Consider the following 20,138-nt stretch of genomic DNA (forward strand, 5'->3'; position numbering starts at 1 on the left):
TTACTCGCTTACAAAACGGTAAACATCTTTCAATGCACTGGCAAAATTTGCAGGAGTCGGGCTACACGATGTCTCTGAAGAAATTAAAAAAACCTTGTTCTTTTTTACAGCCTCCATTCCTTTGTAATTGTTCCATACTTTTTGCTCCTCAACACCAAAACCGCCCATCTCCGCAATAATAATTACATCCGGGTTTTTCAAAAGAATACTTTCGCGTGTCATTGTTCCGTGTTCAAGACCCGTGGCAATATTCTCACCATTACAGTACAGAATAAAATCATTCATGAACGTTTTATCAAGTACAGTAAAAATGGGATTTGCACCAATCTGAAAGAATATTTTTGACGATGGTAATCGTTTTGACTTCTTCTGAATTTCCGTAACTTTTTCTTTGGCATCGGCTACTACCTTTTTTGCCTGATCCTCGTTACCGATCAGCTTCGCAATTTGCATTGTTTGCTCACAAATCTCGTCAAATGTTCGTGGTGATTCCATTACCTGAACCTTTAATCCCAGCTTTTCAAGGCTAGCTAGATCCTGTGGTTTGGTTAATTTCATGGTGAGCACAAGGTCAGGTTTCAGCGCAAAAATTTTCTCCACGTTAACATCCACTGTCGATCCAATTTGCTCAACACCATCTTCAACTGCCAGTGTGCAATAACTTGTACAACCTACAAGTTTATCCTTCCCGCCAACTAGGTAAATATTTTCAGTAATCGATGGTGCAAGCGAAATTACACGTTTCACGTCTTGTGCAAACACCGAACTGGCGGCAATCAGCAATAACAAGATAAATTTATACCTCATCCTTTTTAATATTAACAGGAAATCAAATGCAGAAATCAATGGATTGATTCCCAAAACTTTCTTCCCGAAGTTCGTTCATCTATATTGTTGGCAGGTCTTCTGACTTATCCCCTTTGATCATTGCCTTCCCGTCATTGGCCGAACCGACAGTGGCGTGAGTAATGATCAGGCTTAGGATTTACAGCTGCGGGTACAGTTTCGGATTTTCACCGAATTCCCTTTTCATCGTGTTTATAGTTGCTATAAACCATCGAACCAAACTCGCTGACAAATATACGCAGAATCTTTTCTGCCGGAAAGTTTTCTGATTTCTTTTCTGTTTTTGATGAGATTATTACCCTAATGATTTAGATGCGGCCTTATTTGAAAATATTCTCGGGATAACCAATATCTACCAAAAACAATCCTTGGGCCGGCGCTGATGCACCTGCCGCACCACGATCCTGCTTTTCAATAATTTTACAAAACTGTTCAATACTAAGTTTTCCCTGCCCCACTTCCAGCAAAGTTCCCACAATTGCGCGCACCATATTACGCAAAAACCGATCAGCTTTAATGGTAAACTGTAATCGTTCACCATGCCGCGTCCACTCGGCCTTCATTATTTTGCAGTTGTTGGTTTTCACATCGGTATGCAGCCGGCTAAAGCTGGTAAAATCGGTGTAGTTAAATAATTTTTGGGCTGCCTGATTCATTTTATCCACATCAAGCGGTTTCAGGTATTTGTGACTCGTTTCAGTGGCAAACGGATCCTTTTCAGTAGAGATAAAATAATGATAGGTGCGCGAAGTTGCACTAAACCGGGCATGCGCCTCCTCATCAACCTGCCAGACTTTTTGCACAGCAATGTCGGAGGGTAAAAAACTATTGAGTTTATAAACGATGTCCAGATTTTTAGGAATCCCATTTTCTATGTCGAAATGCAGAATAAAAAACGAAGCATGTACACCGGCATCAGTGCGTCCGGCTCCAACCACCGCTACCTTTTCGCGCAAAATCTTCGATAGTGCATTCTCCATCACCTCCTGAACAGAAACAGCATTAGGCTGAATTTGCCAACCATGGTAATTGGTTCCTTTGTAACTAAGTTGTAAAAAGTAGCGTTCTGGCATTTTTTTCTTTTAACAGTGCGTAAAATTACAGAAAAAGTTGAAAGTTGAGATCAGCTATGCTGGTTGAAATCCCGACCACCGCGTCGGGACAAAAATCGATATAAGTTTTTACAAAAAATAACCGCCTCTCTTTTGCAGAGAGGCGGCCCCTGTTAACCCCAAACACGCGGCTTCAGATCGAAGCCTAAAAGTTTTTGAAAGTATTCATTAACTTTTATAATCCTTATCCCTTGAGTTTCGAATGCATTTTGTATATGTAATCAGTAATTAATTTGTCCATCCAAATAATCATACATTAAATTTTAACGGAGTATAAAAAACTGTTTCATTGTAGTTTTTATTTGGCGGCCCTTAAAATGGGTCAGTCAACTTTTATAAATTAAAATTAAGGATTTAATTCATTAAAAACAAGAATAATAAAGATGTTGCTTAACAATAAAACGTTCGGACTGAAATTTTGACACTAAAATAATTTCCTGAATGTCAACACAATCATTTTATCAGCACTTAACCAAATGACATACAGACAGATAACACTGTAATATTTTCAGCAAATTATGCCTGGTACAACTTTTGATTTTTGTATTCCGACAACGTTCAATAAATTGTTTAACCATAAAGTAAAAGGAGGATAAAGTCATGAAATTAGCAAGAAGAAACGAACCGTATTTTCCATCAGTCTTTGACCGGTTTTTTAACAATGAATTGATGGATTGGAATCAATCGAATTTTTCGAGCACAAACACTTCGTTACCGGCAGTTAATGTAAAAGAAACCGACGATGATTTTGTTATTGAGGTTGCAGCTCCGGGAATGAGTAAAAACGATTTTAATGTGAATTTTAAAAACAATGTACTTACCATTTCTTCGGAAAAGAAAAACGAAAAAGAAGAAAAAAATGAGAACTACACACGTAAAGAGTTTAGTTACCAATCGTTTCAACGTTCATTCACAGTTGCAGAAAATGCTGTAATTGGCGAAAAAATTTCGGCAAAATACAACAATGGTATTTTACATATCGAATTGCCAAAACGCGAAGAAATGAAACCACAGCCGGAAAGACAAATTAAAATTTCTTAATGATTTGTTGTTTTGATACGTCGCCTGGTAATTGTCAGGCGGCGTTTTTTATGCGATAAAAAATAACAGCTTATAATCCGCTTACCCAGTTAATGGCAGCTTCTATTGTGCTAAATGGTATCGACTGGTATCCTTTGTCCTTCATCCGAATTAACATGGGGTACACCACATCTTCAGGACGGACAGTAACAATGGCAACTCTTGTTCCTTCAAACACTTCGGGGTGTTGATGGTAGAACTCCGGAATTTCGTTATGCCTGCCGGGTGCTATATCAAATTTAGCTTTGCGGTAATCAAGAACAAACCCAATAACATCATCAGGAAACAAATTCTGATTTATTGCTGAAAGCCACGACTCCCTCACATCTTCAACAGTAACTAAACCAAAATAATATTTAAATACAATACGATCTTTGTATTCATATTTAAATTTTGATTCTGTCATGACTACTCTTTATTATTAACGCACACACCACACAAATTGCTAAAGAGAGAAAATATACAATCATACTCCCCATGCAGTGTAATACTACGATTCAGATATATATTTTTTTTTGAAAGTGTTATTTAGGCAGGCGTCCAAACTGCCAAACACAATACAAATTTAAAATATTTCAATAATAGTCAGTAATTCAGAAGCATTTAAACGTTACAAAAAACAGTTATTTAACAACTTAAAATTTTTTAACACAAATAAAGGCTTTTTATGACTGCATTCTTTTATTTTCGTGCTTTCGAAAAATTAGAAGAACGGTTTTTTAGAAATGGGTATTATAATTTCATTCTGAGAAATAAAATATTCGGATACTGAAAGACGCTCGCGTCTTCTGTCTTCCGGCCTACTTCAGAAAACCAGAGAAATTGAGAGAAATAACTTTATTGTAAAAAAAATAAACAATTATAAACGAATGAATCAGACAGTTGATATCAAAGAATTGAACGAGAGAATTCAGAAAGAGAGTTCGTTCGTGGATATGATCTCCATGGAAATGAACAAGGTGATTGTAGGACAAAAACACCTGGTTGAAAGTTTGCTAATAGGCCTGCTTTCAAATGGACACATTCTCCTAGAAGGAGTACCGGGATTGGCAAAAACACTTGCCATTAAATCATTGGCGCAAACCATTAGCGCGAAGTTCTCACGTATTCAGTTTACACCCGACTTACTTCCTGCCGACGTTTTGGGAACAATGATTTACAGCCAAAAGAAAGAAGAATTCAGCATAAAGAAAGGACCAATATTTGCCAACTTCGTTTTGGCTGATGAGATTAACCGTGCACCAGCAAAAGTACAATCAGCACTACTTGAAGCGATGCAGGAACGTCAGATTACCATTGGCGACGAGACCTTTAAACTCGACGAGCCTTTTCTGGTTATGGCCACACAAAACCCAATTGAGCAGGAAGGTACTTACCCATTACCCGAAGCGCAAGTCGACCGTTTTATGTTGAAAGTAGTAATTAACTACCCGAATAAAGAGGAAGAGCGCCAGATCATTAATCAAAATCTGCTGGCACAATTTCCGGAAACGTCAACAATTCTGAAACCGGAAGACATTATGAAAGCCCGCAACGTGGTGAAAGATGTATACATGGATGAAAAAATTCAGAAATACATTGTTGATATTGTTTTTGCCACACGCGAACCCAATGAATATAAGCTGGAAAAATATGCCGATATGATATCCTACGGAGCATCACCAAGGGCAGGAATCAGTTTGGCGCAAGCTGCAAAAGCTTTTGCTTTTATTAAGCGCCGCGGTTATGTAATTCCTGAAGATGTGCGCGCTGTTTGCCCTGAGGTATTACGCCACCGTATTGGATTGAGTTACGAAGCTGAAGCAAACAACATTACACAGGAAGAAATTATTACTGACATTTTAAACCAGGTAGAAGTACCTTAAAGCCCCTCTGACTCCCCAAAGGGGGAGAACAAGAAAGAGCCGGAGATATTATAAAATGATTATAAATAAAAAAAATATTCATCTACATTTCCCACGGTGGGGGAAAATCCCGAAGGGAAAGGGGGCTTTTAATGGAAACAACTGATTTATTAAAAAAAGTACGGAAGATTGAGATAAAAACACGTGGTTTGTCGCGCAATATTTTTGCCGGCGAGTACCACAGTGCTTTTAAAGGGCGAGGAATGGCTTTCTCGGAGGTACGCGAATACCAGTTTGGCGACGACATTCGCAACATCGACTGGAACGTTACCGCCCGCTACAGTCATCCATACATAAAAGTATTTGAAGAGGAGCGCGAACTCACTGTGATGCTCCTGATTGATGTGAGCGGCTCGCGCGAATTTGGTTCGTTTGAAAAGCTGAAGAAAAATGTGATTACAGAACTGTCTGCAGTGCTTTCGTTTTCGGCTATTCAAAACAACGACAAAATTGGAGTGATTTTCTTTTCGGATAAGATCGAGAAATTCATTCCGCCCAAAAAAGGGAAAAGCCACATTCTGCGTATTATCCGCGAATTGATCGAATTTCACCCGGAAAGTAACGGCACCGACATTACCGAGGCTGTTCGCTACATGACCAACGCCATTAAAAAGCGCTGCACTGCTTTTATAATTTCCGATTTTATGGACGATAACAAAGACCTGGAAATGGCACTTTCTATCGCCAACAATAAGCACGATATGGTAGCGCTGAACGTATACGACAAACGCGAAACAGAACTGCCTTCTATCGGGATGATAAAGCTTAAAGATGCTGAAAAAGGCAACTACGTTTGGGTAGACAGCAGTTCGCGAAAAACACGAAAAATTTATGCCGACTGGTGGATAAAACACATGGGGCGGCTGGATGTGATGTTCAAAAAAAGTGGTGTTGATTTTGTATCGATAAACACCAACGAAGACTATGTAAAATCGTTAATGACCCTTTTTAAAAGACGGGCATTAAAATAGAGAAGCATGCAATTGAGATTAAAAATATTATTTCTGTTTACAGCAATTCTAATTGCAGGAACAACGCAGGCACAGCGAATAAAAGCCACTGCCAGCCTCGATTCTGCAAATATTCTGATTGGCGATCAGGTAAAACTTTTCCTGGAAGTAGATCACCCGAAAGATGTAAACGTACAGTTTCCGGCGGTTCCGGATACAATTAACAGCCTGATTGAAGTGATCAGCCGTTCGGGTGTCGACACTTTTGAGCTCGACGATGAAGCGCTGATGAAACAAATTCAGTCGTACACCATTACCAGTTTCGACAGTGGAAGCTATCGTATCCCGCCCTACTGGTTTAAAATTGATGTTGACGGAACGATCGACTCCATCCCAAGCAACGGTGTAACGCTGAATGTTTACACCATGCAAATCGACACCACAAAAGGGCCTACCGACATTAAAATGCCTTACGATGCTCCGTTGACATTAAAAGAAGTAACGCCTTACATTTTGGGAGTGATTCTTATCGGAGCGATTATATTCTTCCTCTTATATTCCATTAAACGGAAGAAAAACAACAAGCCGATTTTTGCGCGTCCGGCAAAACCAAAAGAACCGGCGCACATTATTGCATTGCGTGAACTGGATCGTATTAAAACGGAAAAGGTGTGGCAGAAAGGCAAGACAAAACAATACTACAGTGAGCTTACCGACACGCTGCGTGGATATATCGAAGATCGTTTTGGCATTCGGGCAATGGAGCAAACCAGCGACGAAACCATTGAAAGTTTCCGCCGGCAAAAAGGACTGGTTAGCGATAAAAACTTTGCCAATCTTACGCAATTGCTGCAAACCGCCGACCTGGTAAAATTCGCCAAGTATCAGCCGCTGCCCGACGACGATAACCTGTCGCTGGTAAATGCCTATTTCTTTGTAAACGACACGAAGAAAGAGGAACAGAAAAAGGCGGAAGAGAAAACCGATAATGATGATAGTGTTGAAGAAGTTGAGATAAAATAAAAAGAGATGTTTGAAGGATTGACATTTAAAAACCCTGAGCTGTTCCACATTCTATGGGTATTGATTCCCATGGTGGCGTGGTATGTGTTCAGGCAGAAAAAAAATACCGCAAGCATCCAGGTTTCATCCACCGCTTCGGTAATAAAAGCCCCAAAAACCATTAGGCATTATTTACGCCACCTGGTGTTTCTGTGCCTGCTTATCGCCATCAGTTTTTTTGTGGTTGTTTTGGCTCGTCCGCAATCATCAAGGAACTGGGAAACCAGCGAAACAGAAGGTATCGACATTGTAATTGCACTCGATATTTCAAGTTCGATGCTGGCGCAGGATTTTCAGCCCGACCGTTTGGAGGCGGCAAAAAATGTGGCCATGGAATTTATCGCAGGGCGCGAATACGACCGCATGGGCCTCGTGGTTTTTGCCGGCGAAGCATTTACGCAGTGTCCGCTGACAACCGACCGTGCCGTGCTGCTCAACCTGTTTAAAGATATTGAAAGTGGCATGATTGAAGATGGAACAGCTATCGGAAACGGACTGGCAACATCGGTTGCACGTTTGAAGGACAGCGAAGCCATCAGCCGCGTGGTAATTTTGCTTACCGACGGAGAAAACAACCGTGGAGAAGTTGCGCCGGTAACGGCTGCCGAAATTGCCAAAACCTTTGGTATTCGGGTTTACACGGTTGGTGTTGGAAGTATCGGAACGGCACCCTACCCTGTGCAAACACAGTTTGGTATACAGTTGCGCGACATGCCCGTAAAAATTGACGAAGAAACCCTGCAGGAAATATCATCGCTTACCGATGGAAAATATTTCAGAGCAACCAGCAACACCAAGCTGGAAGAGATTTATAAAGAAATTGATGCATTGGAGAAATCAAAAATTGAAGTGCGCGAATTCAGCCGCAAGTCGGAAGAATTTATGCCATTTGCCTTACTTGGGGCACTGTTTTTGATTGCAAGTCTGTTTATGCGTTTAACCCTATTTAGAAGTATCCCATAATTTGATAAAGTATGGAAATGTTTAGGTTTGGAAATATCGAATATTTATGGGGATTGTTAGTAATTCCGCTGCTGGCACTGTTTTTTGTCTGGTCGCGAATTTCGCGCCGCCGTGCATTAAAAAAGTTTGGCCAACAGGAAATCCTGGGGCAGTTAATGCCATACAGTTCAGGCAACCGTCCTGTTGTTAAGTTTATCATCCTAATGCTGGCACTGGCCTTCTTTATCGTTGGAATTGCCCGACCGCAGTTCGGATCGAAATTAAAAACAGAGAAACGCGAAGGTGTTGAGCTGATGATTGCGCTTGACGTTTCGAACAGTATGATGGCCGAAGATATTCAGCCCAATCGTTTGGAACGTGCAAAAAGAGCAATTTCAAGGCTGGTAGACCGTTTAAAGGATGACAAGATCGGTTTAATCGTATTTGCCGGCGATGCTTACACACAGCTACCAATTACTACTGATTACAATTCAGCAAAACTGTTTTTGAATTCGGTGAATACGCAAATCGTTCCGAAACAGGGAACAGCCATTGGAGCTGCCATCGATTTGGCACGTAAATCGTTTACACCGAACGGCGAAGCCAATAAAGCGATTGTAATTATCACGGATGGCGAAAACCACGAAGACGATGCATTGGCATCAGCTCAGGCAGCATTGGAAGAAGGTGCTATTGTGCACACGATTGGAATGGGATTGCCATCAGGTTCACCGATTCCGGTGTTACGCAACGGGCAAACCGATTATTTGAAAGACCGCGACGGAAATGTGGTGGTAACAAAGTTGAATGAACAAATGCTGGAGCAAATTGCTGCTGCCGGTGAAGGAATTTATGTACGTGCCAATAATGCGCAGGTGGGATTAAACGCCCTGTTCGATGAAATAAATAAAATGGAAAAACAGGAAATGGAAACACGCACTTTTTCGGAGTACGACGACCAGTTCCAGTATTTCTTTGCAGTGGGATTGTTTTTATTGTTGCTTGAGTTTGTAATTCTTGAACGCAAAAACAAATATTTGAAGCGAATAAAATTGTTTGGATAAAGGAAGGAAGTTGGAAGCACGAAGTTGGAAGACTTCAAGTGACTAATGACAAATGAAAAAATGATGAAACGAATATATTTCATATTAATAATTCTAACGTGTTCAGTAACTGTATTTGGGCAAAACGAGCGGAAATTTGTACGTAACGGAAACAAACTTTTTATGGAAGCCGTGCGCGACACCATGAAAGTTGATACCGTAAAATACAGTAATGCTGAAACCGAATACCGAAAAGCGTTGGAGAAACGTCCGGAAGATTTGAAGTGGAATTACAACCTGGCAGATGCTTTGTACAAACAACAAAAATTTGAAGATGCCGAAGGTAAATTCTCAGAATTGGCAGAAAAGATGGAAGAGCCTGATGAACGTGCCCGTGTTAATCACAACCTGGGAAATACACAGCTGATGCAGGAAAAGTTGGATGAAAGTATCGAGTCGTATAAAAAAGCACTGCGCGAAAATCCCGATGATCTGGAAACAAAATACAACTTGGCCTATGCGCAAATGCTGAAAAAGAAAAAAGAACAGCAACAGCAGCAAAATAAAGATCAAAACCAAGATCAGAATAAAGACAATAAGGACCAGAACAAAGATCAGAATCAGGATAAAAACGATCAGAATAAGGATAACCAAGACCAAAACAAAGACCAGCAGGATCAGAATAAAGATCAAAACAAACAGGATCAGAACCAAAATCAGAACAAAGACCAGAATAAAGACCAGCAGCAACAGCAACAACCTCAGCAAAATAAAATTTCGAAACAGGATGCTGAACAACTGTTGCAGGCCTTGCAAAACGACGAACGCGATATTCAGGATAAGGTGAAAAAAGCGAAAGCTGCCAAAGCCAAACGTACGCGATCGGAGAAAGAATGGTAGAGGAAAGTGGAGAACAGCTTTGTTGGTCGAATTGAAAATCGGCCACAGCCAAATCCCGACCGAGGCGTCGGGGGATTAACGATAAAAGATTAATTATTAAGGATTAGTGATTAATTGATTTCAGACTAAAGCAATTGAACAAAAACAATAATTTTGTAGGCTTTGATACAATGATGAAGAAACTGGTAATATATATTTTTCTTTTTTGCGCGGCAATTGCAGCCCGGGCCGAACAAACCCGTTTTACCATGTCGGCACCTAGTGCCGTAGAAATGGGACAACAATTCAGGCTGAGTTTCCAGATTAACGACAGGGGAACAAATTTACAGCTTCCACCGGGATTAAGCGACAATTTCCAGATTTTAATGGGTCCAAGCACGGGCCAGTCAACAAGTATTCAAACGATTAACGGAAAAACTACTTCGGAGGTAACGTTTTCGTATACTTATATTTTGCGGGCCAAATCAGAGGGAACTTTCGAAATCCGCCCGGGATCGATCGAGGTAAACGGTAAAGTGTTCGAATCCAATTCATTGTCCATTCAGGTAGTAAAAGCACAATCGCAACCCAGCCAATCGCAGGGAAGCACAACACAGCCACAACAGGGTACACCGCAAAATGTGGACCTGGATAAGGACAACCTGTTTGTGCGTGTTGATTTAAGCAAACGCAATGTTTATCGTGGCGAGCAAATTATTGCAACAGTAAAACTATATGTAAATCCCAACGTTCCTGTTCATGGTTTTGATGAGGTAAACCTGCCAACATACGAAGGTTTTTACACCCAGGATATTGATATTCCGCAGCAGATAAATTTCACCCGCGAGGTGTACAATGATAAAATTTACCAGGTAGGAATTTTGAAAAAAACTGTTCTTTTCCCACAACAAAACGGACAATTAACCATTGAGCCTTTCAGCATGGCGCTGTTGATTCGGCAGCGGGTAAAAGCACGTAGTTTCTTCGATGACTTTTTTGATAATTACCGCACAGTTAAAGCACGCGTTACCAGCGATGCCGTTTCGGTAAATGTAAAAGACCTGCCAACCGAGCCGGCCAATTTCATGGGAGGTGTGGGTAACTTTAATGTTTCGTCGGAAATTAGCAATACTGATGTTACCACCAACGATGCGGTTACACTTACAATGAATATTTCCGGTAACGGAAATATTCGTCTGGTACGCTCACCGGAACTGACATTGCCGAGCGATTTTGAAGTTTACGATCCGCGTGCAACCGATAATGTACAAGCTAACGACAACGGCGTTTCGGGAAATAAAACCATTGAGTACCTTTTTCAGCCACGTTTTGAGGGCGACTATGAAATTCCGGCAATCAAGTTTGCGTACTTTAATCCTTCAACAGGAAAGTATGTAACCAAATCAACCGATACTTACACGCTACATGTTGAAAAAGGAACCGAAGAGCAATCAACTACAGTTATCAGCTCACGCCGCAAAGAAGACCTGCAGTTGATCGGACAGGATATTCGTTTCATCAAATCAGGCAAACCGATGTTGCAGGTAAAAGGACATACTTTTTACGGAAGCACCATCTTTTATTTGCTCTACATGATTACTGCCGTAATGTTTGTGGTACTGTATTTCGTGTACCGTAAAAAGGCCCGCGAAAATGCCAACATTGCACTGGTACGTAATAAAAAAGCCAGCCGTGTGGCTGTAAAACGTTTGAAAGCAGCTGCCGGTTATATGAAACAAAATAACGACGAAGCTTTCCACGAAGCTATTTTAAAAGCTTTCTGGGGCTATTTAAGCGATAAGTTAGGAATTCCGGTTGCCGACCTGAACCGCGAAAGTGCAGTGGCGAAACTGAACGACAGCAACGTTTCGGAAGAAGTGATAAAAGACTTTGAAGAAGTGGTTGACCAGTGTGAATTTGCACAATACGCTCCGGTTGCAGGATCAGAAGCACGACAAGATTTGTATAAAAAGGCTGAGACGACAATGAGCCGTTTTGAAAAACAAATTAAACGCTAGAGAACGATGAAAAAAATTATAGTATTACTATTAATTATAGCTCCGTTTTTTGTTTTCGCACAGGAAACAAATGAGCAACTTTGGGCGAAAGCCAACGCTTTTTATACTACTGAAGAATACCAGCAAGCCGTATCAACATACGAGCAGATTTTAGCCACCGAAGAAGAATCGGCAAAGGTATATTTCAACCTGGGAAATGCCTACTTTAAAACCGGAGACATTAACAACGCCATTTTAAATTACGAGCGTGCCAAGGTTCTGGCTCCGCACGATGAAGACATTACTTTTAACCTTAGAATAGCCAACCAGTATGTTGTTACTCAAATTGAAGAATTGCCTAAACCATTTTTCCTGCGTTGGAAAAATTCGATAATTAATAAATATCCGGCCGATACCTGGGCAACCATCAGCATTGCGTCGTTTATTTTGTTCTTGTTGCTGCTCGGCGGTTTTTTCTTTAGCAAAACAGTTGCCGTAAAACGCCTCTCGTTTTGGATTGGAATTTTCGCCATCCTCTTGTCAGGATTTGCACTCTCGCATGCCGCACAGCAAAAAGCCAGGATAAATAACCGAAATACTGCTATTGTATTTTGTCCGCGCGTTACGGTAAAAAGCTCTCCAAGTGAAACCGGCACCGACTTGTTCCTAATTTACGAAGGATTAAAACTGGAAATTACCGATCAGCTCGATACCTGGACAGAAATAAAACTGGCTGATGGAAACCAGGGATGGCTGCCAGACTCTTGTATTGTTAGAATATAACAATACACTTTACTTCTTGTCCCCCACACCTTTAACTCACTTGTAGTAAACAAAGTCACGTCATCGTGCGTTGATAGTTTACAAATAATACGCATATACTTTATTTTTAAAACCATCTGATTCTATCAGACTGTTGAGATTTTAGTGCATTGCGATTTTATTAGTATATTACAGTAGTAGTGAACATGAAACCAGAATGTATATGAGATTGTACAACGCCTGTTCAATAAAGATCTCGAAAGTTGTAACATCCAGTTACAGCACTTCCTTTTCGTATGCTACAAGTTTATTGCAAAAACAACATCGCGATGCTATTTACAGTATTTATGGTTTTGTTCGTTTAGCTGATGAAATAGTAGACACTTTTCACGAAAATGACAAAAAATACCTCCTGAATAAGTTTGAAGAAGACTTTAAAGACGCGATGAAAAGGGGCATCAGTCTAAACCCGGTTCTTCAGGCTTTTCAAGATACCGTAAAAAAGTACAATATTTCTCCGGAGCATATTGATGCTTTTTTAACCAGTATGAGATACGATCTGGAAAAGAAAGAATACAAAACAAAACTGGAAGCCGACCAATATATTTACGGCTCGGCAGATGTTGTTGGACTGATGTGTTTGAAAGTATTTTGCGATGGTGACCAGGAAAAATTCAATGAGCTGGTAACTCCTGCAATGAAACTGGGATCAGCTTTTCAAAAAGTAAACTTTTTAAGGGATTTTCGTGAAGACACTGAAACGCTTGGTCGAAACTACTTCCCTGAACTAAACAGTATCACCTTTTGCGATGAAGGAAAACAACTTATCGTAAAAGATATTGAAGCAGATTTTGAAACCGCTTACGATGGAATAAAACAGCTGCCCGGCAAATCGAAACTGGCCGTATTGTTGGCTTATTATTATTACCGTTTATTACTAAATAAACTGAAGGAAACACCTGCCTCCGTTATCATGCAAAGCCGGGTACGAATTCCAAACTATCAAAAAATGTTGATCATGGTAAAAGCAAAAACACTTTATAATCTCCGACTCGTATGACGAACAACAACAAAATAGAAAAAGTGATTCTGGTTGATGAAAACGACAATGTACTTGGAGAAATGGAAAAAATGGAGGCGCACCTAAAAGGTCTGCTCCACCGTGCTATTTCTGTTTTTATTTTCAACTCGAAAGGTGAATGGCTGATTCATCAGCGGGCTTTAAACAAGTACCACTCCAACGGACTTTGGACCAACACCTGTTGCAGTCACCCCTATCCGGCCGAGACCAATATTGATGCTGCCAACCGCCGACTAATGCAGGAAATGGGAATGCAGGCCTCACTGCAGGAAATATTTGCTTTTATTTATAAAGAAGAACTGGATAACCAGCTTACCGAACACGAACTCGACCGTGTATTTATTGGATTTAGCGATGAAAAGCCACAACCAAATGCCGATGAAGTTTCAAATTGGAAATACATCGACTTCGGGGAATTAAAAAAGGATGTAAAGAACAATCCTCAGAATTATACCGTATGGTTTAAAAAGATATATAAACGAGTGGAAGAACATATAAACGTAAAAAAGTGAACATTATAATTGTCATAGCAGCCTTTTGTTTTATGGAGTTCGTAGCCTGGTCGAATCATAAATTTGTGATGCATGGATTTTTATGGAAATGGCACCGCGACCACCACGTGAACGATCACAAAAAAAATGCGTCTCAAACAGAACTCTACAAACCGGGTTTTGAAAAGAACGATTATTTTTTTCTGGTGTATGCCATACCGGCAATTATCGTTCTAATAATTGGTTTCTTCTTCAATATTTCAGCACTAATTGCACTGGGTATTGGAATTAGTTTGTATGGGCTAACCTATTTTGCCATTCACGATGTAATGATACATCAACGACTGAATATTCCTTTTTTAACACATACAAAAAACAAATACCTCAAGGCAGTGCGCGAGGCACACCTGGCACACCATCGCGGTAAGAACATCCGCGATTTTGACAACTATGGATTACTAATCTTTCAATTTCGTTTTTTAAAGAAATAAATGTCATTGTACTTTATATTACTTATGGCTTCCGGCGCAGTGCCTTTGCTGCTTAGTTTTGATAAACGATTGCAGTTTTACAAAAAGTGGAAATATGTTTTCCCTTCCATTTTGTTGGTGGCTTTGGTGTATATAATTTTCGATGTGAATCTCACTAACCGGGGCGTTTGGGGATTTAATCCTGATTATTTATCGGGTATCTATTTGTTTTCTCTGCCATTGGAAGAAATCCTGTTTTTTGTGGTTATTCCGTATGCCAGCATTTTTTTGCATGAATCCATTCGGGAATATTTTCCAAAGCTGGAATTGCAAAAGTCATGGAATAAAGGATTACTGATAGCTCTTATTTTAATAAATGTGCTGATAGCCATTTTTAACGCCGATAAAAGTTACACATTTTACATTGCGCTAAAACTGGCGGTTGTTTTACTACTCGCCCTGCTTTTAAACAGCAGAATTACCCGATCATTTTTTATCACCTTCGGAGTAATTCTTGTTCCCTTTTTAATCGTAAACGGAATTTTAACCGGCTCGTTTATTGACGGAGAAGTAGTTTGGTATAACAACAGAGAAAACCTTGGATTGCGCTTTTTCACCATTCCTATTGAAGATTTTGCCTACGCTTTTAGTATGATTTTATACAACCTTTTGCTGATTGAACAACTTAAAAAAATCGTTAGTAAATGAGCGGTTTAAAACAAATAGCAAATTCAATCCAAGCGAATTTCAGGTATGTTGTAATTTTTATCATCATATTTTATTCGGTAGGATTTGTTGGTCTTGCCATACCTACTACCCGCCCGTTATTTGTGCATTTAACGCCATTTGCCTTGTTATTAAGCAGCGTGATTGTAGCCTTGTTTCATAGTAAATTCTCAGCAAAAACAATTCTGGTCTTTCTATTTATTTATGTTGCAAGTTTTATTGTTGAATTAATTGGTGTAAACACCGGAAGTATTTTTGGGAACTACACTTACGGGCACGGTTTGGGCCTAAAACTTTTTAACACGCCGCTAATTATCGGAATAAACTGGTTATTGCTCGTTTATGTCTCCAACTCGGTATTGGAAAAAACTAATTGGAATCCGATTGGAAAAGTTTTTGGTGCATCGGTTTTAATGTTAAGCTATGATATTCTGCTCGAACAAGTCGCACCCAAATTAGCCATGTGGACATTTAGCACATCTTCCGTTCCGATACAAAATTATGTGGCCTGGTTTATTTTGGCCCTGCTCTTTTCCTTGACCGTTCATTTATTGAAAATAAATACAAGAAACCGCATAGCGCCAGTGGTTTTTGGAATTCAGGCTTTATTTTTTGTCTTGTTACTTTTAACTTTAAACTAAAACGTTGATAATAAAAGCTAAACATCATTTTCTTCTCGATCCGTTTTTCAGACACTACGTGCTTTGGAAAATGAAACGGCACTTTCAGTCGTTTTCAATTAATGGAGAAATACACGACAAGGGCTTGCCCATTCTTTTGATTTGTAATCACGTGAGTTGGTGGGATGGCATATGGACTTTATATGCAAATCAGCAACTGTTTAAACGGAAATACCATTTTATGATGCTTGAGGAAGAACTTCGCAAAAACTGGTTTTTCCAATATACCGGCGGCTTTTCCATCAAGAAAAATTCAAAATCAGTTATCGAAACGTTTCATTATACAGCAGAACTTTTGTCTGATGCGCAGAATCTGGTTTTACTTTTTCCGCAAGGAAAAATAAAAAGTATATATCAGGACAACCTTGTTTTTGAAAAGGGCATTGAAAAGATATTGCAACGAACAAAAAATGATATACAGATTATTTTCCAGGCCAACCTCATCGATTATTTTGCTGATGCCAAAGCACATGCTTTTTTCAACCTGCTTCACTACAACGGTTCACACCAATTAAAAGAGTTAGAAAACGCCTACAATACTTTTTATAAAAAGTGTTTGGCGGCACAAGCTAAAAAAGAAGTTTAACAATGATTATTGCTGCATGGATCATATTCATTTTTACGGCAATTCAACTTTGGGTTGTTTTGCTAAATGCAATTTTCAGGCAGCCACTTTCTGCTTCTTCGAAAGATTTTAATCCACTCATTTCAATTCTTATTCCGGCACGAAATGAAGAACAAAATATAGGTCATTTACTGAAGGACATTCAAAATCAGGAATGGAAAAATTTTGAGGTGTTGATTTTTAACGATCAGTCGGATGATAAAACCGGTGAAATTGTTGAATCCTACACAAAAGAAGATCAACGGATTCATCTCATCAATTCAGAAGGACTTCCGGATGGTTGGCTGGGGAAAAACTATGGTTGTTACCAATTGGCACAAAAAGCAAAAGGAAATTACTTTTTGTTTCTGGATGCCGATGTACGAATTTCGGGAGCAATTATCTCCGGAACAATTGCCAAAGTAAAAAAACACCAGCTTGGTTTGCTCTCCATTTTCCCGAAACAAAACATGTATTCGTGGGGCGAATATTTGACCGTTCCGAATATGAATTTTATACTGTTGAGTTTATTGCCTCTGGTTTTTGTGCGGGTTCTACCCTTTTCATCGATGGCAGCTGCAAACGGGCAATTTATGCTGTTTGATGCAAATACATACCGTAAAAATCAACCACACCAAACATTTCGCGATAATAAAGTGGAAGATATTTCAACAGCTCGACTCTTCAAACAAAAAGGAATTAAAATAGCATGTTTAGCGGGTAATCATTCTATTACTTGTCGTATGTACAGCTCGTTTAATGAAGCTGTGAATGGCTTTTCAAAAAATGTAATTATGTTTTTTGGAGACTCCGGAATAGTGGCGGTATTCTTTTGGCTGATCACCACGCTGGGATTTATTCCGGTTCTTATCGCATTTCCAAATGAACTGGGTTACACCTATTTTTTTATGCTGATAGCCATCCGCGTTTTAATTACTTTTGTTAGCCATCAAAACCCGTTTAAAAACCTGGTGCTGGCCATTCCTCAACAAGTGGTTTTGGGACTTTTTATTTTGAAAGCATTTCTCAACAAATCAAAAAAAACATACCAATGGAAAGGACGAAATATATCATAACATCTCTTTTTATGCTCTTTGTTCTTTCCACAAGTGTTTTTGCTTCGAACAAAGAAAAGATTTATCAAGCCTACATTAGTGACCGAATGGAGCAGTGGAAAACAGTTATCGACAGGTTGGAAGAGCATAAAACAAAAAATGCTGACTACCTCATCGAACTGGTAAATTACCAATACGGTTACATCGGCTACAGTTTAGGCGCCAACAATAAAGATGAGGCAAAGAATTATCTCAACCTGGCAGAAAACAACCTGGAAATACTGGAGGAAAACAATTTTAATCCGGCGTTACTCAATGCCTACAAAGCTGCTTTCTGGGGATTCAAAATTGGCATTCAACCAATAAAGGCTCCTTTTTACGGCAGAAGATGCATTAAACGTGTTAACGAAGCACTGGAGTTAAATAATGATTTGGCTTTTGCGCATGTGCAATACGGAAATACGTATTTTTATATGCCTGCGGTGTTTGGCGGATCGAAAAAAGTGGCCATTGAACACTTTTTGCTGGCTATTGAACAGATGGAAAAGAAACCCACAGAATTGGAAAATGATTGGAATTATTTGAGCTTGCTGAGTTTAACAGGCCAGTCGTATGACGAAATGGGCGAATACGAAAAAGCAAAAGCGATGTACGAAAAAGCTTTAAAATTCGAGCCCAACTTTAAATGGGTTAAAGACGAACTTTATCCTAATGTAAAAACGAAACTGAAAGAGAGATGAAACGGAAAGTTTTAATAGTAGGTGCCGGCATTGGCGGATTGGCAACAGCAATCCGATTGGTAAAAAACGGATACGATGTTGAGATTATGGAAAAAAACGAACAGGCTGGCGGAAGGCTAAACCAGATTAAAAAGGATGGGTTTACTTTTGATACCGGTCCGAGTTTTTTCAGCATGTCATACGAGTTCGAAGAATTTGCCAAAGAATGTGGCATTCAGCTTCCGTTTGAATATGTGGAACTGGACCCGTTATACACGGTAAATTTCAGAGGCGACGATAAGACCTATTTTTTATACAAAGACATTGATAAACTGGCAGAACAATTTGCCGATATCGAACCTGATTTTAAAGAAAAATTTGAACGCTACATGGAAAAATCCGGGGCGCTTTTTCACGACACGGTTGATATTGTTATCAAACAAAACTTCGATTCGCTGGCGGGTTATGTTTGGGCTTTAATGCGGGTAAATCCGGTACATATTCCTGTATTATTCAAAAGCTTCTGGAAACATGTTACCCAATACTTTTCTTCATCGAAGGCGCAGCAAATTATCTCGCTGGTAGCCTTTTTCCTCGGCCGCACCCCATTCGATACTATGGGCATTTACAGCCTACTTTCGTACACTGAGTTCCGACACGATGGTTATTACAACGTAAAGGGAGGAATGTATAAAATAATTGAAGGATTTGTGGATGTGCTTAACAAGGAAAAAGTCAAAATACATTACAACACAGAAATTAAAGGATTCGAGGAAAAAAACGGTACTTTAAAATCACTGACTGATCAAAACGGAAAATCGTGGTCGGCTGATAGTTATCTGATCAATTCCGATGCTGCCTGGTTCCGCGGTAATATTTTTAAGCGCTCTTCTTATGCTCTAAAAAAGCTGGACAAAATGAGCTGGACAATGGGCTATCTTACTTTTTATATCGGGCTGAAAAGAAAACTGCCACAGGTAAATCATCACAACTATTATTTGGGAACGAATTATAAAGATTATGCAGAGAATGTTATAAAGAATCCGGGAACTTTACAAAAACCGTATTACTATGTTAATGTACTTTCGAAACACAACAACGAATGCGCTCCTGAAGGTTGCGAAAGCCTGTTTTTTGTATGCCCGGTGCCCAACCTATATTTCAAACAAGACTGGTCGGATAAAGACGAAATTGTAGACAGCATCCTCGAAGATTTCTCAAAAAGGATTGGACAGAACATAAAAGATGAAATCGTATCCAGGACCATTTACACGCCAGAGGAATGGCAAAACAGGTTTAATTTACATCGTGGCAGCGGACTGGGACTTTCGCATAATATGAACCAAATTGGCATTATGCGTCCACGTAATGTTGACGAGAAATTCAAAAGCGTTTTCTATGTGGGTGCATCCACCGTTCCGGGTGCGGGAATACCAATGGCCATAATCAGTTCAAAACTAGCTTTTAAGCGTATTCAGCAACATGTTTCATAACATAACAATATATGAAATTCCATTGCGAAACAAAACAACTAAATAACAAGCTGAAAATCAACACGTAAGAAATATTCAATTGCTTCACTTCCCGAAATTGATAAATATCAAAAACCGAGAGCTCTGTTGTGTGATAAAAATTACAAATAGAAAAGCTATATTATGGTTTATTTATATGCGGTATATATCGATATCAGTGAACTGTAATAATAAAATTCTATAGGAATTAAGTCAACTTTTCA

General features: G+C 39.5%; 21 protein-coding genes and 1 riboswitch. Of the genes, 18 read left to right on the top strand and 3 right to left on the bottom strand.

Annotated features, from left to right (window positions below):
* Complete coding sequence (locus G0Q07_RS15325) at positions 1-807, bottom strand: ABC transporter substrate-binding protein (protein WP_163347766.1); 807 nt, start codon at positions 805-807, stop codon at positions 1-3.
* 72 nt (positions 808-879) lie between these two features.
* A riboswitch (cobalamin riboswitch) is annotated at positions 880-1,082 on the bottom strand.
* An 84-nt stretch (positions 1,083-1,166) separates the two neighbouring features.
* Positions 1,167-1,919 (bottom strand): tRNA pseudouridine(38-40) synthase TruA, encoded by a 753-nt coding sequence (truA, locus tag G0Q07_RS15330; protein ID WP_163347769.1) that lies wholly within the window; start codon positions 1,917-1,919, stop codon positions 1,167-1,169.
* 639 nt (positions 1,920-2,558) lie between these two features.
* On the opposite strand from truA, the gene G0Q07_RS15335 reads away from it, so the two are divergent.
* Positions 2,559-2,999 carry an Hsp20/alpha crystallin family protein gene (locus G0Q07_RS15335; protein ID WP_163347771.1) on the top strand — a complete coding sequence of 147 codons (441 nt, stop codon included), beginning with the start codon at positions 2,559-2,561 and terminating at the stop codon, positions 2,997-2,999.
* Between the two features lie 70 nt (positions 3,000-3,069).
* On the opposite strand, the gene G0Q07_RS15340 is transcribed toward G0Q07_RS15335, so the two are convergent.
* Positions 3,070-3,444 (bottom strand): hypothetical protein, encoded by a 375-nt coding sequence (locus G0Q07_RS15340; RefSeq protein WP_163347773.1) that lies wholly within the window; start codon positions 3,442-3,444, stop codon positions 3,070-3,072.
* Between the two features lie 463 nt (positions 3,445-3,907).
* On the opposite strand from G0Q07_RS15340, the gene G0Q07_RS15345 reads away from it, so the two are divergent.
* From G0Q07_RS15345 to G0Q07_RS15425, 17 genes are all read left to right on the top strand, one after another.
* The gene (locus tag G0Q07_RS15345) at positions 3,908-4,903 is read left to right on the top strand and encodes an AAA family ATPase (RefSeq protein ID WP_163347775.1); all 996 of its coding nucleotides are present in this window, start codon (positions 3,908-3,910) and stop codon (positions 4,901-4,903) included.
* Positions 4,904-5,034: 131 nt separating this feature from the next.
* A complete protein-coding gene (locus G0Q07_RS15350; protein WP_163347777.1) occupies positions 5,035-5,913 on the top strand; it encodes a DUF58 domain-containing protein in 879 nt (292 codons plus the stop codon).
* Positions 5,914-5,919: 6 nt separating this feature from the next.
* Positions 5,920-6,915 carry a hypothetical protein gene (locus G0Q07_RS15355; RefSeq protein WP_163347779.1) on the top strand — a complete coding sequence of 332 codons (996 nt, stop codon included), beginning with the start codon at positions 5,920-5,922 and terminating at the stop codon, positions 6,913-6,915.
* 6 nt (positions 6,916-6,921) lie between these two features.
* A complete protein-coding gene (locus G0Q07_RS15360; protein WP_163347782.1) occupies positions 6,922-7,917 on the top strand; it encodes a vWA domain-containing protein in 996 nt (331 codons plus the stop codon).
* 11 nt (positions 7,918-7,928) lie between these two features.
* Positions 7,929-8,960, top strand: coding sequence for a vWA domain-containing protein (locus tag G0Q07_RS15365; RefSeq protein WP_246222913.1), 1,032 nt, complete (start codon positions 7,929-7,931; stop codon positions 8,958-8,960).
* A gap of 60 nt (positions 8,961-9,020) precedes the next feature.
* Positions 9,021-9,839: a tetratricopeptide repeat protein gene (locus tag G0Q07_RS15370; RefSeq protein WP_163347784.1), complete on the top strand. Its 819-nt coding sequence runs from the start codon at positions 9,021-9,023 to the stop codon at positions 9,837-9,839.
* 173 nt (positions 9,840-10,012) lie between these two features.
* Positions 10,013-11,836, top strand: a complete 1,824-nt coding sequence (locus tag G0Q07_RS15375; RefSeq protein WP_163347786.1) for a BatD family protein — start codon at positions 10,013-10,015, stop codon at positions 11,834-11,836.
* 6 nt (positions 11,837-11,842) lie between these two features.
* Positions 11,843-12,598 carry a tetratricopeptide repeat protein gene (locus tag G0Q07_RS15380; protein ID WP_163347788.1) on the top strand — a complete coding sequence of 252 codons (756 nt, stop codon included), beginning with the start codon at positions 11,843-11,845 and terminating at the stop codon, positions 12,596-12,598.
* Positions 12,599-12,800: 202 nt separating this feature from the next.
* Positions 12,801-13,637, top strand: a complete 837-nt coding sequence (locus G0Q07_RS15385) for a phytoene/squalene synthase family protein (RefSeq protein ID WP_246222914.1) — start codon at positions 12,801-12,803, stop codon at positions 13,635-13,637.
* On the top strand, positions 13,634-14,170 hold the full coding sequence (gene idi, locus G0Q07_RS15390; protein WP_163347793.1) for an isopentenyl-diphosphate Delta-isomerase: 537 nt from the start codon (positions 13,634-13,636) through the stop codon (positions 14,168-14,170). Before G0Q07_RS15385 ends, idi begins: the two co-directional genes overlap by 4 nt.
* Positions 14,167-14,640: a sterol desaturase family protein gene (locus G0Q07_RS15395; protein WP_163347795.1), complete on the top strand. Its 474-nt coding sequence runs from the start codon at positions 14,167-14,169 to the stop codon at positions 14,638-14,640. Before idi ends, G0Q07_RS15395 begins: the two co-directional genes overlap by 4 nt.
* A gap of 6 nt (positions 14,641-14,646) precedes the next feature.
* A complete protein-coding gene (locus G0Q07_RS15400) occupies positions 14,647-15,327 on the top strand; it encodes a lycopene cyclase domain-containing protein (protein ID WP_203532569.1) in 681 nt (226 codons plus the stop codon).
* Positions 15,324-15,986: a carotenoid biosynthesis protein gene (locus tag G0Q07_RS15405; RefSeq protein ID WP_163347800.1), complete on the top strand. Its 663-nt coding sequence runs from the start codon at positions 15,324-15,326 to the stop codon at positions 15,984-15,986. Before G0Q07_RS15400 ends, G0Q07_RS15405 begins: the two co-directional genes overlap by 4 nt.
* A 70-nt stretch (positions 15,987-16,056) precedes the next feature.
* Positions 16,057-16,611, top strand: a complete 555-nt coding sequence (locus tag G0Q07_RS15410) for a lysophospholipid acyltransferase family protein (RefSeq protein ID WP_163347802.1) — start codon at positions 16,057-16,059, stop codon at positions 16,609-16,611.
* A gap of 2 nt (positions 16,612-16,613) precedes the next feature.
* The gene (locus G0Q07_RS15415) at positions 16,614-17,705 is read left to right on the top strand and encodes a glycosyltransferase (protein WP_163347804.1); all 1,092 of its coding nucleotides are present in this window, start codon (positions 16,614-16,616) and stop codon (positions 17,703-17,705) included.
* Positions 17,681-18,424, top strand: a complete 744-nt coding sequence (locus G0Q07_RS15420) for a tetratricopeptide repeat protein (protein WP_163347806.1) — start codon at positions 17,681-17,683, stop codon at positions 18,422-18,424. Before G0Q07_RS15415 ends, G0Q07_RS15420 begins: the two co-directional genes overlap by 25 nt.
* Positions 18,421-19,896: a phytoene desaturase family protein gene (locus G0Q07_RS15425; RefSeq protein ID WP_163347808.1), complete on the top strand. Its 1,476-nt coding sequence runs from the start codon at positions 18,421-18,423 to the stop codon at positions 19,894-19,896. Before G0Q07_RS15420 ends, G0Q07_RS15425 begins: the two co-directional genes overlap by 4 nt.
* The last annotated feature ends 242 nt before the right edge of the window (positions 19,897-20,138 follow it).

Source organism: Draconibacterium halophilum (assembly GCF_010448835.1).
Taxonomy (GTDB): Bacteria; Bacteroidota; Bacteroidia; order Bacteroidales; family Prolixibacteraceae; genus Draconibacterium; species Draconibacterium halophilum.

Bases quoted from the DNA above. Each gene is read 5' to 3' on its own strand.
- G0Q07_RS15335 (WP_163347771.1), top strand. From the start codon at position 2,559: ATGAAATTAGCAAGAAGAAACGAACCGTATTTTCCATCAGTCTTTGAC.
- G0Q07_RS15345 (WP_163347775.1), top strand. From the start codon at position 3,908: ATGAATCAGACAGTTGATATCAAAGAATTGAACGAGAGAATTCAGAAA.
- G0Q07_RS15360 (WP_163347782.1), top strand. From the start codon at position 6,922: ATGTTTGAAGGATTGACATTTAAAAACCCTGAGCTGTTCCACATTCTA.
- G0Q07_RS15385 (WP_246222914.1), top strand. From the start codon at position 12,801: ATGAGATTGTACAACGCCTGTTCAATAAAGATCTCGAAAGTTGTAACA.
- G0Q07_RS15375 (WP_163347786.1), top strand. From the start codon at position 10,013: ATGAAGAAACTGGTAATATATATTTTTCTTTTTTGCGCGGCAATTGCA.
- G0Q07_RS15415 (WP_163347804.1), top strand. From the start codon at position 16,614: ATGATTATTGCTGCATGGATCATATTCATTTTTACGGCAATTCAACTT.
- G0Q07_RS15380 (WP_163347788.1), top strand. From the start codon at position 11,843: ATGAAAAAAATTATAGTATTACTATTAATTATAGCTCCGTTTTTTGTT.
- G0Q07_RS15425 (WP_163347808.1), top strand. From the start codon at position 18,421: ATGAAACGGAAAGTTTTAATAGTAGGTGCCGGCATTGGCGGATTGGCA.
- idi (WP_163347793.1), top strand. From the start codon at position 13,634: ATGACGAACAACAACAAAATAGAAAAAGTGATTCTGGTTGATGAAAAC.
- G0Q07_RS15355 (WP_163347779.1), top strand. From the start codon at position 5,920: ATGCAATTGAGATTAAAAATATTATTTCTGTTTACAGCAATTCTAATT.
- G0Q07_RS15350 (WP_163347777.1), top strand. From the start codon at position 5,035: ATGGAAACAACTGATTTATTAAAAAAAGTACGGAAGATTGAGATAAAA.
- G0Q07_RS15405 (WP_163347800.1), top strand. From the start codon at position 15,324: ATGAGCGGTTTAAAACAAATAGCAAATTCAATCCAAGCGAATTTCAGG.
- truA (WP_163347769.1), bottom strand. From the start codon at position 1,919: ATGCCAGAACGCTACTTTTTACAACTTAGTTACAAAGGAACCAATTAC.
- G0Q07_RS15340 (WP_163347773.1), bottom strand. From the start codon at position 3,444: ATGACAGAATCAAAATTTAAATATGAATACAAAGATCGTATTGTATTT.
- G0Q07_RS15365 (WP_246222913.1), top strand. From the start codon at position 7,929: ATGGAAATGTTTAGGTTTGGAAATATCGAATATTTATGGGGATTGTTA.
- G0Q07_RS15325 (WP_163347766.1), bottom strand. From the start codon at position 807: ATGAGGTATAAATTTATCTTGTTATTGCTGATTGCCGCCAGTTCGGTG.
- G0Q07_RS15370 (WP_163347784.1), top strand. From the start codon at position 9,021: ATGATGAAACGAATATATTTCATATTAATAATTCTAACGTGTTCAGTA.
- G0Q07_RS15420 (WP_163347806.1), top strand. From the start codon at position 17,681: ATGGAAAGGACGAAATATATCATAACATCTCTTTTTATGCTCTTTGTT.
- G0Q07_RS15410 (WP_163347802.1), top strand. From the start codon at position 16,057: ATGAAACGGCACTTTCAGTCGTTTTCAATTAATGGAGAAATACACGAC.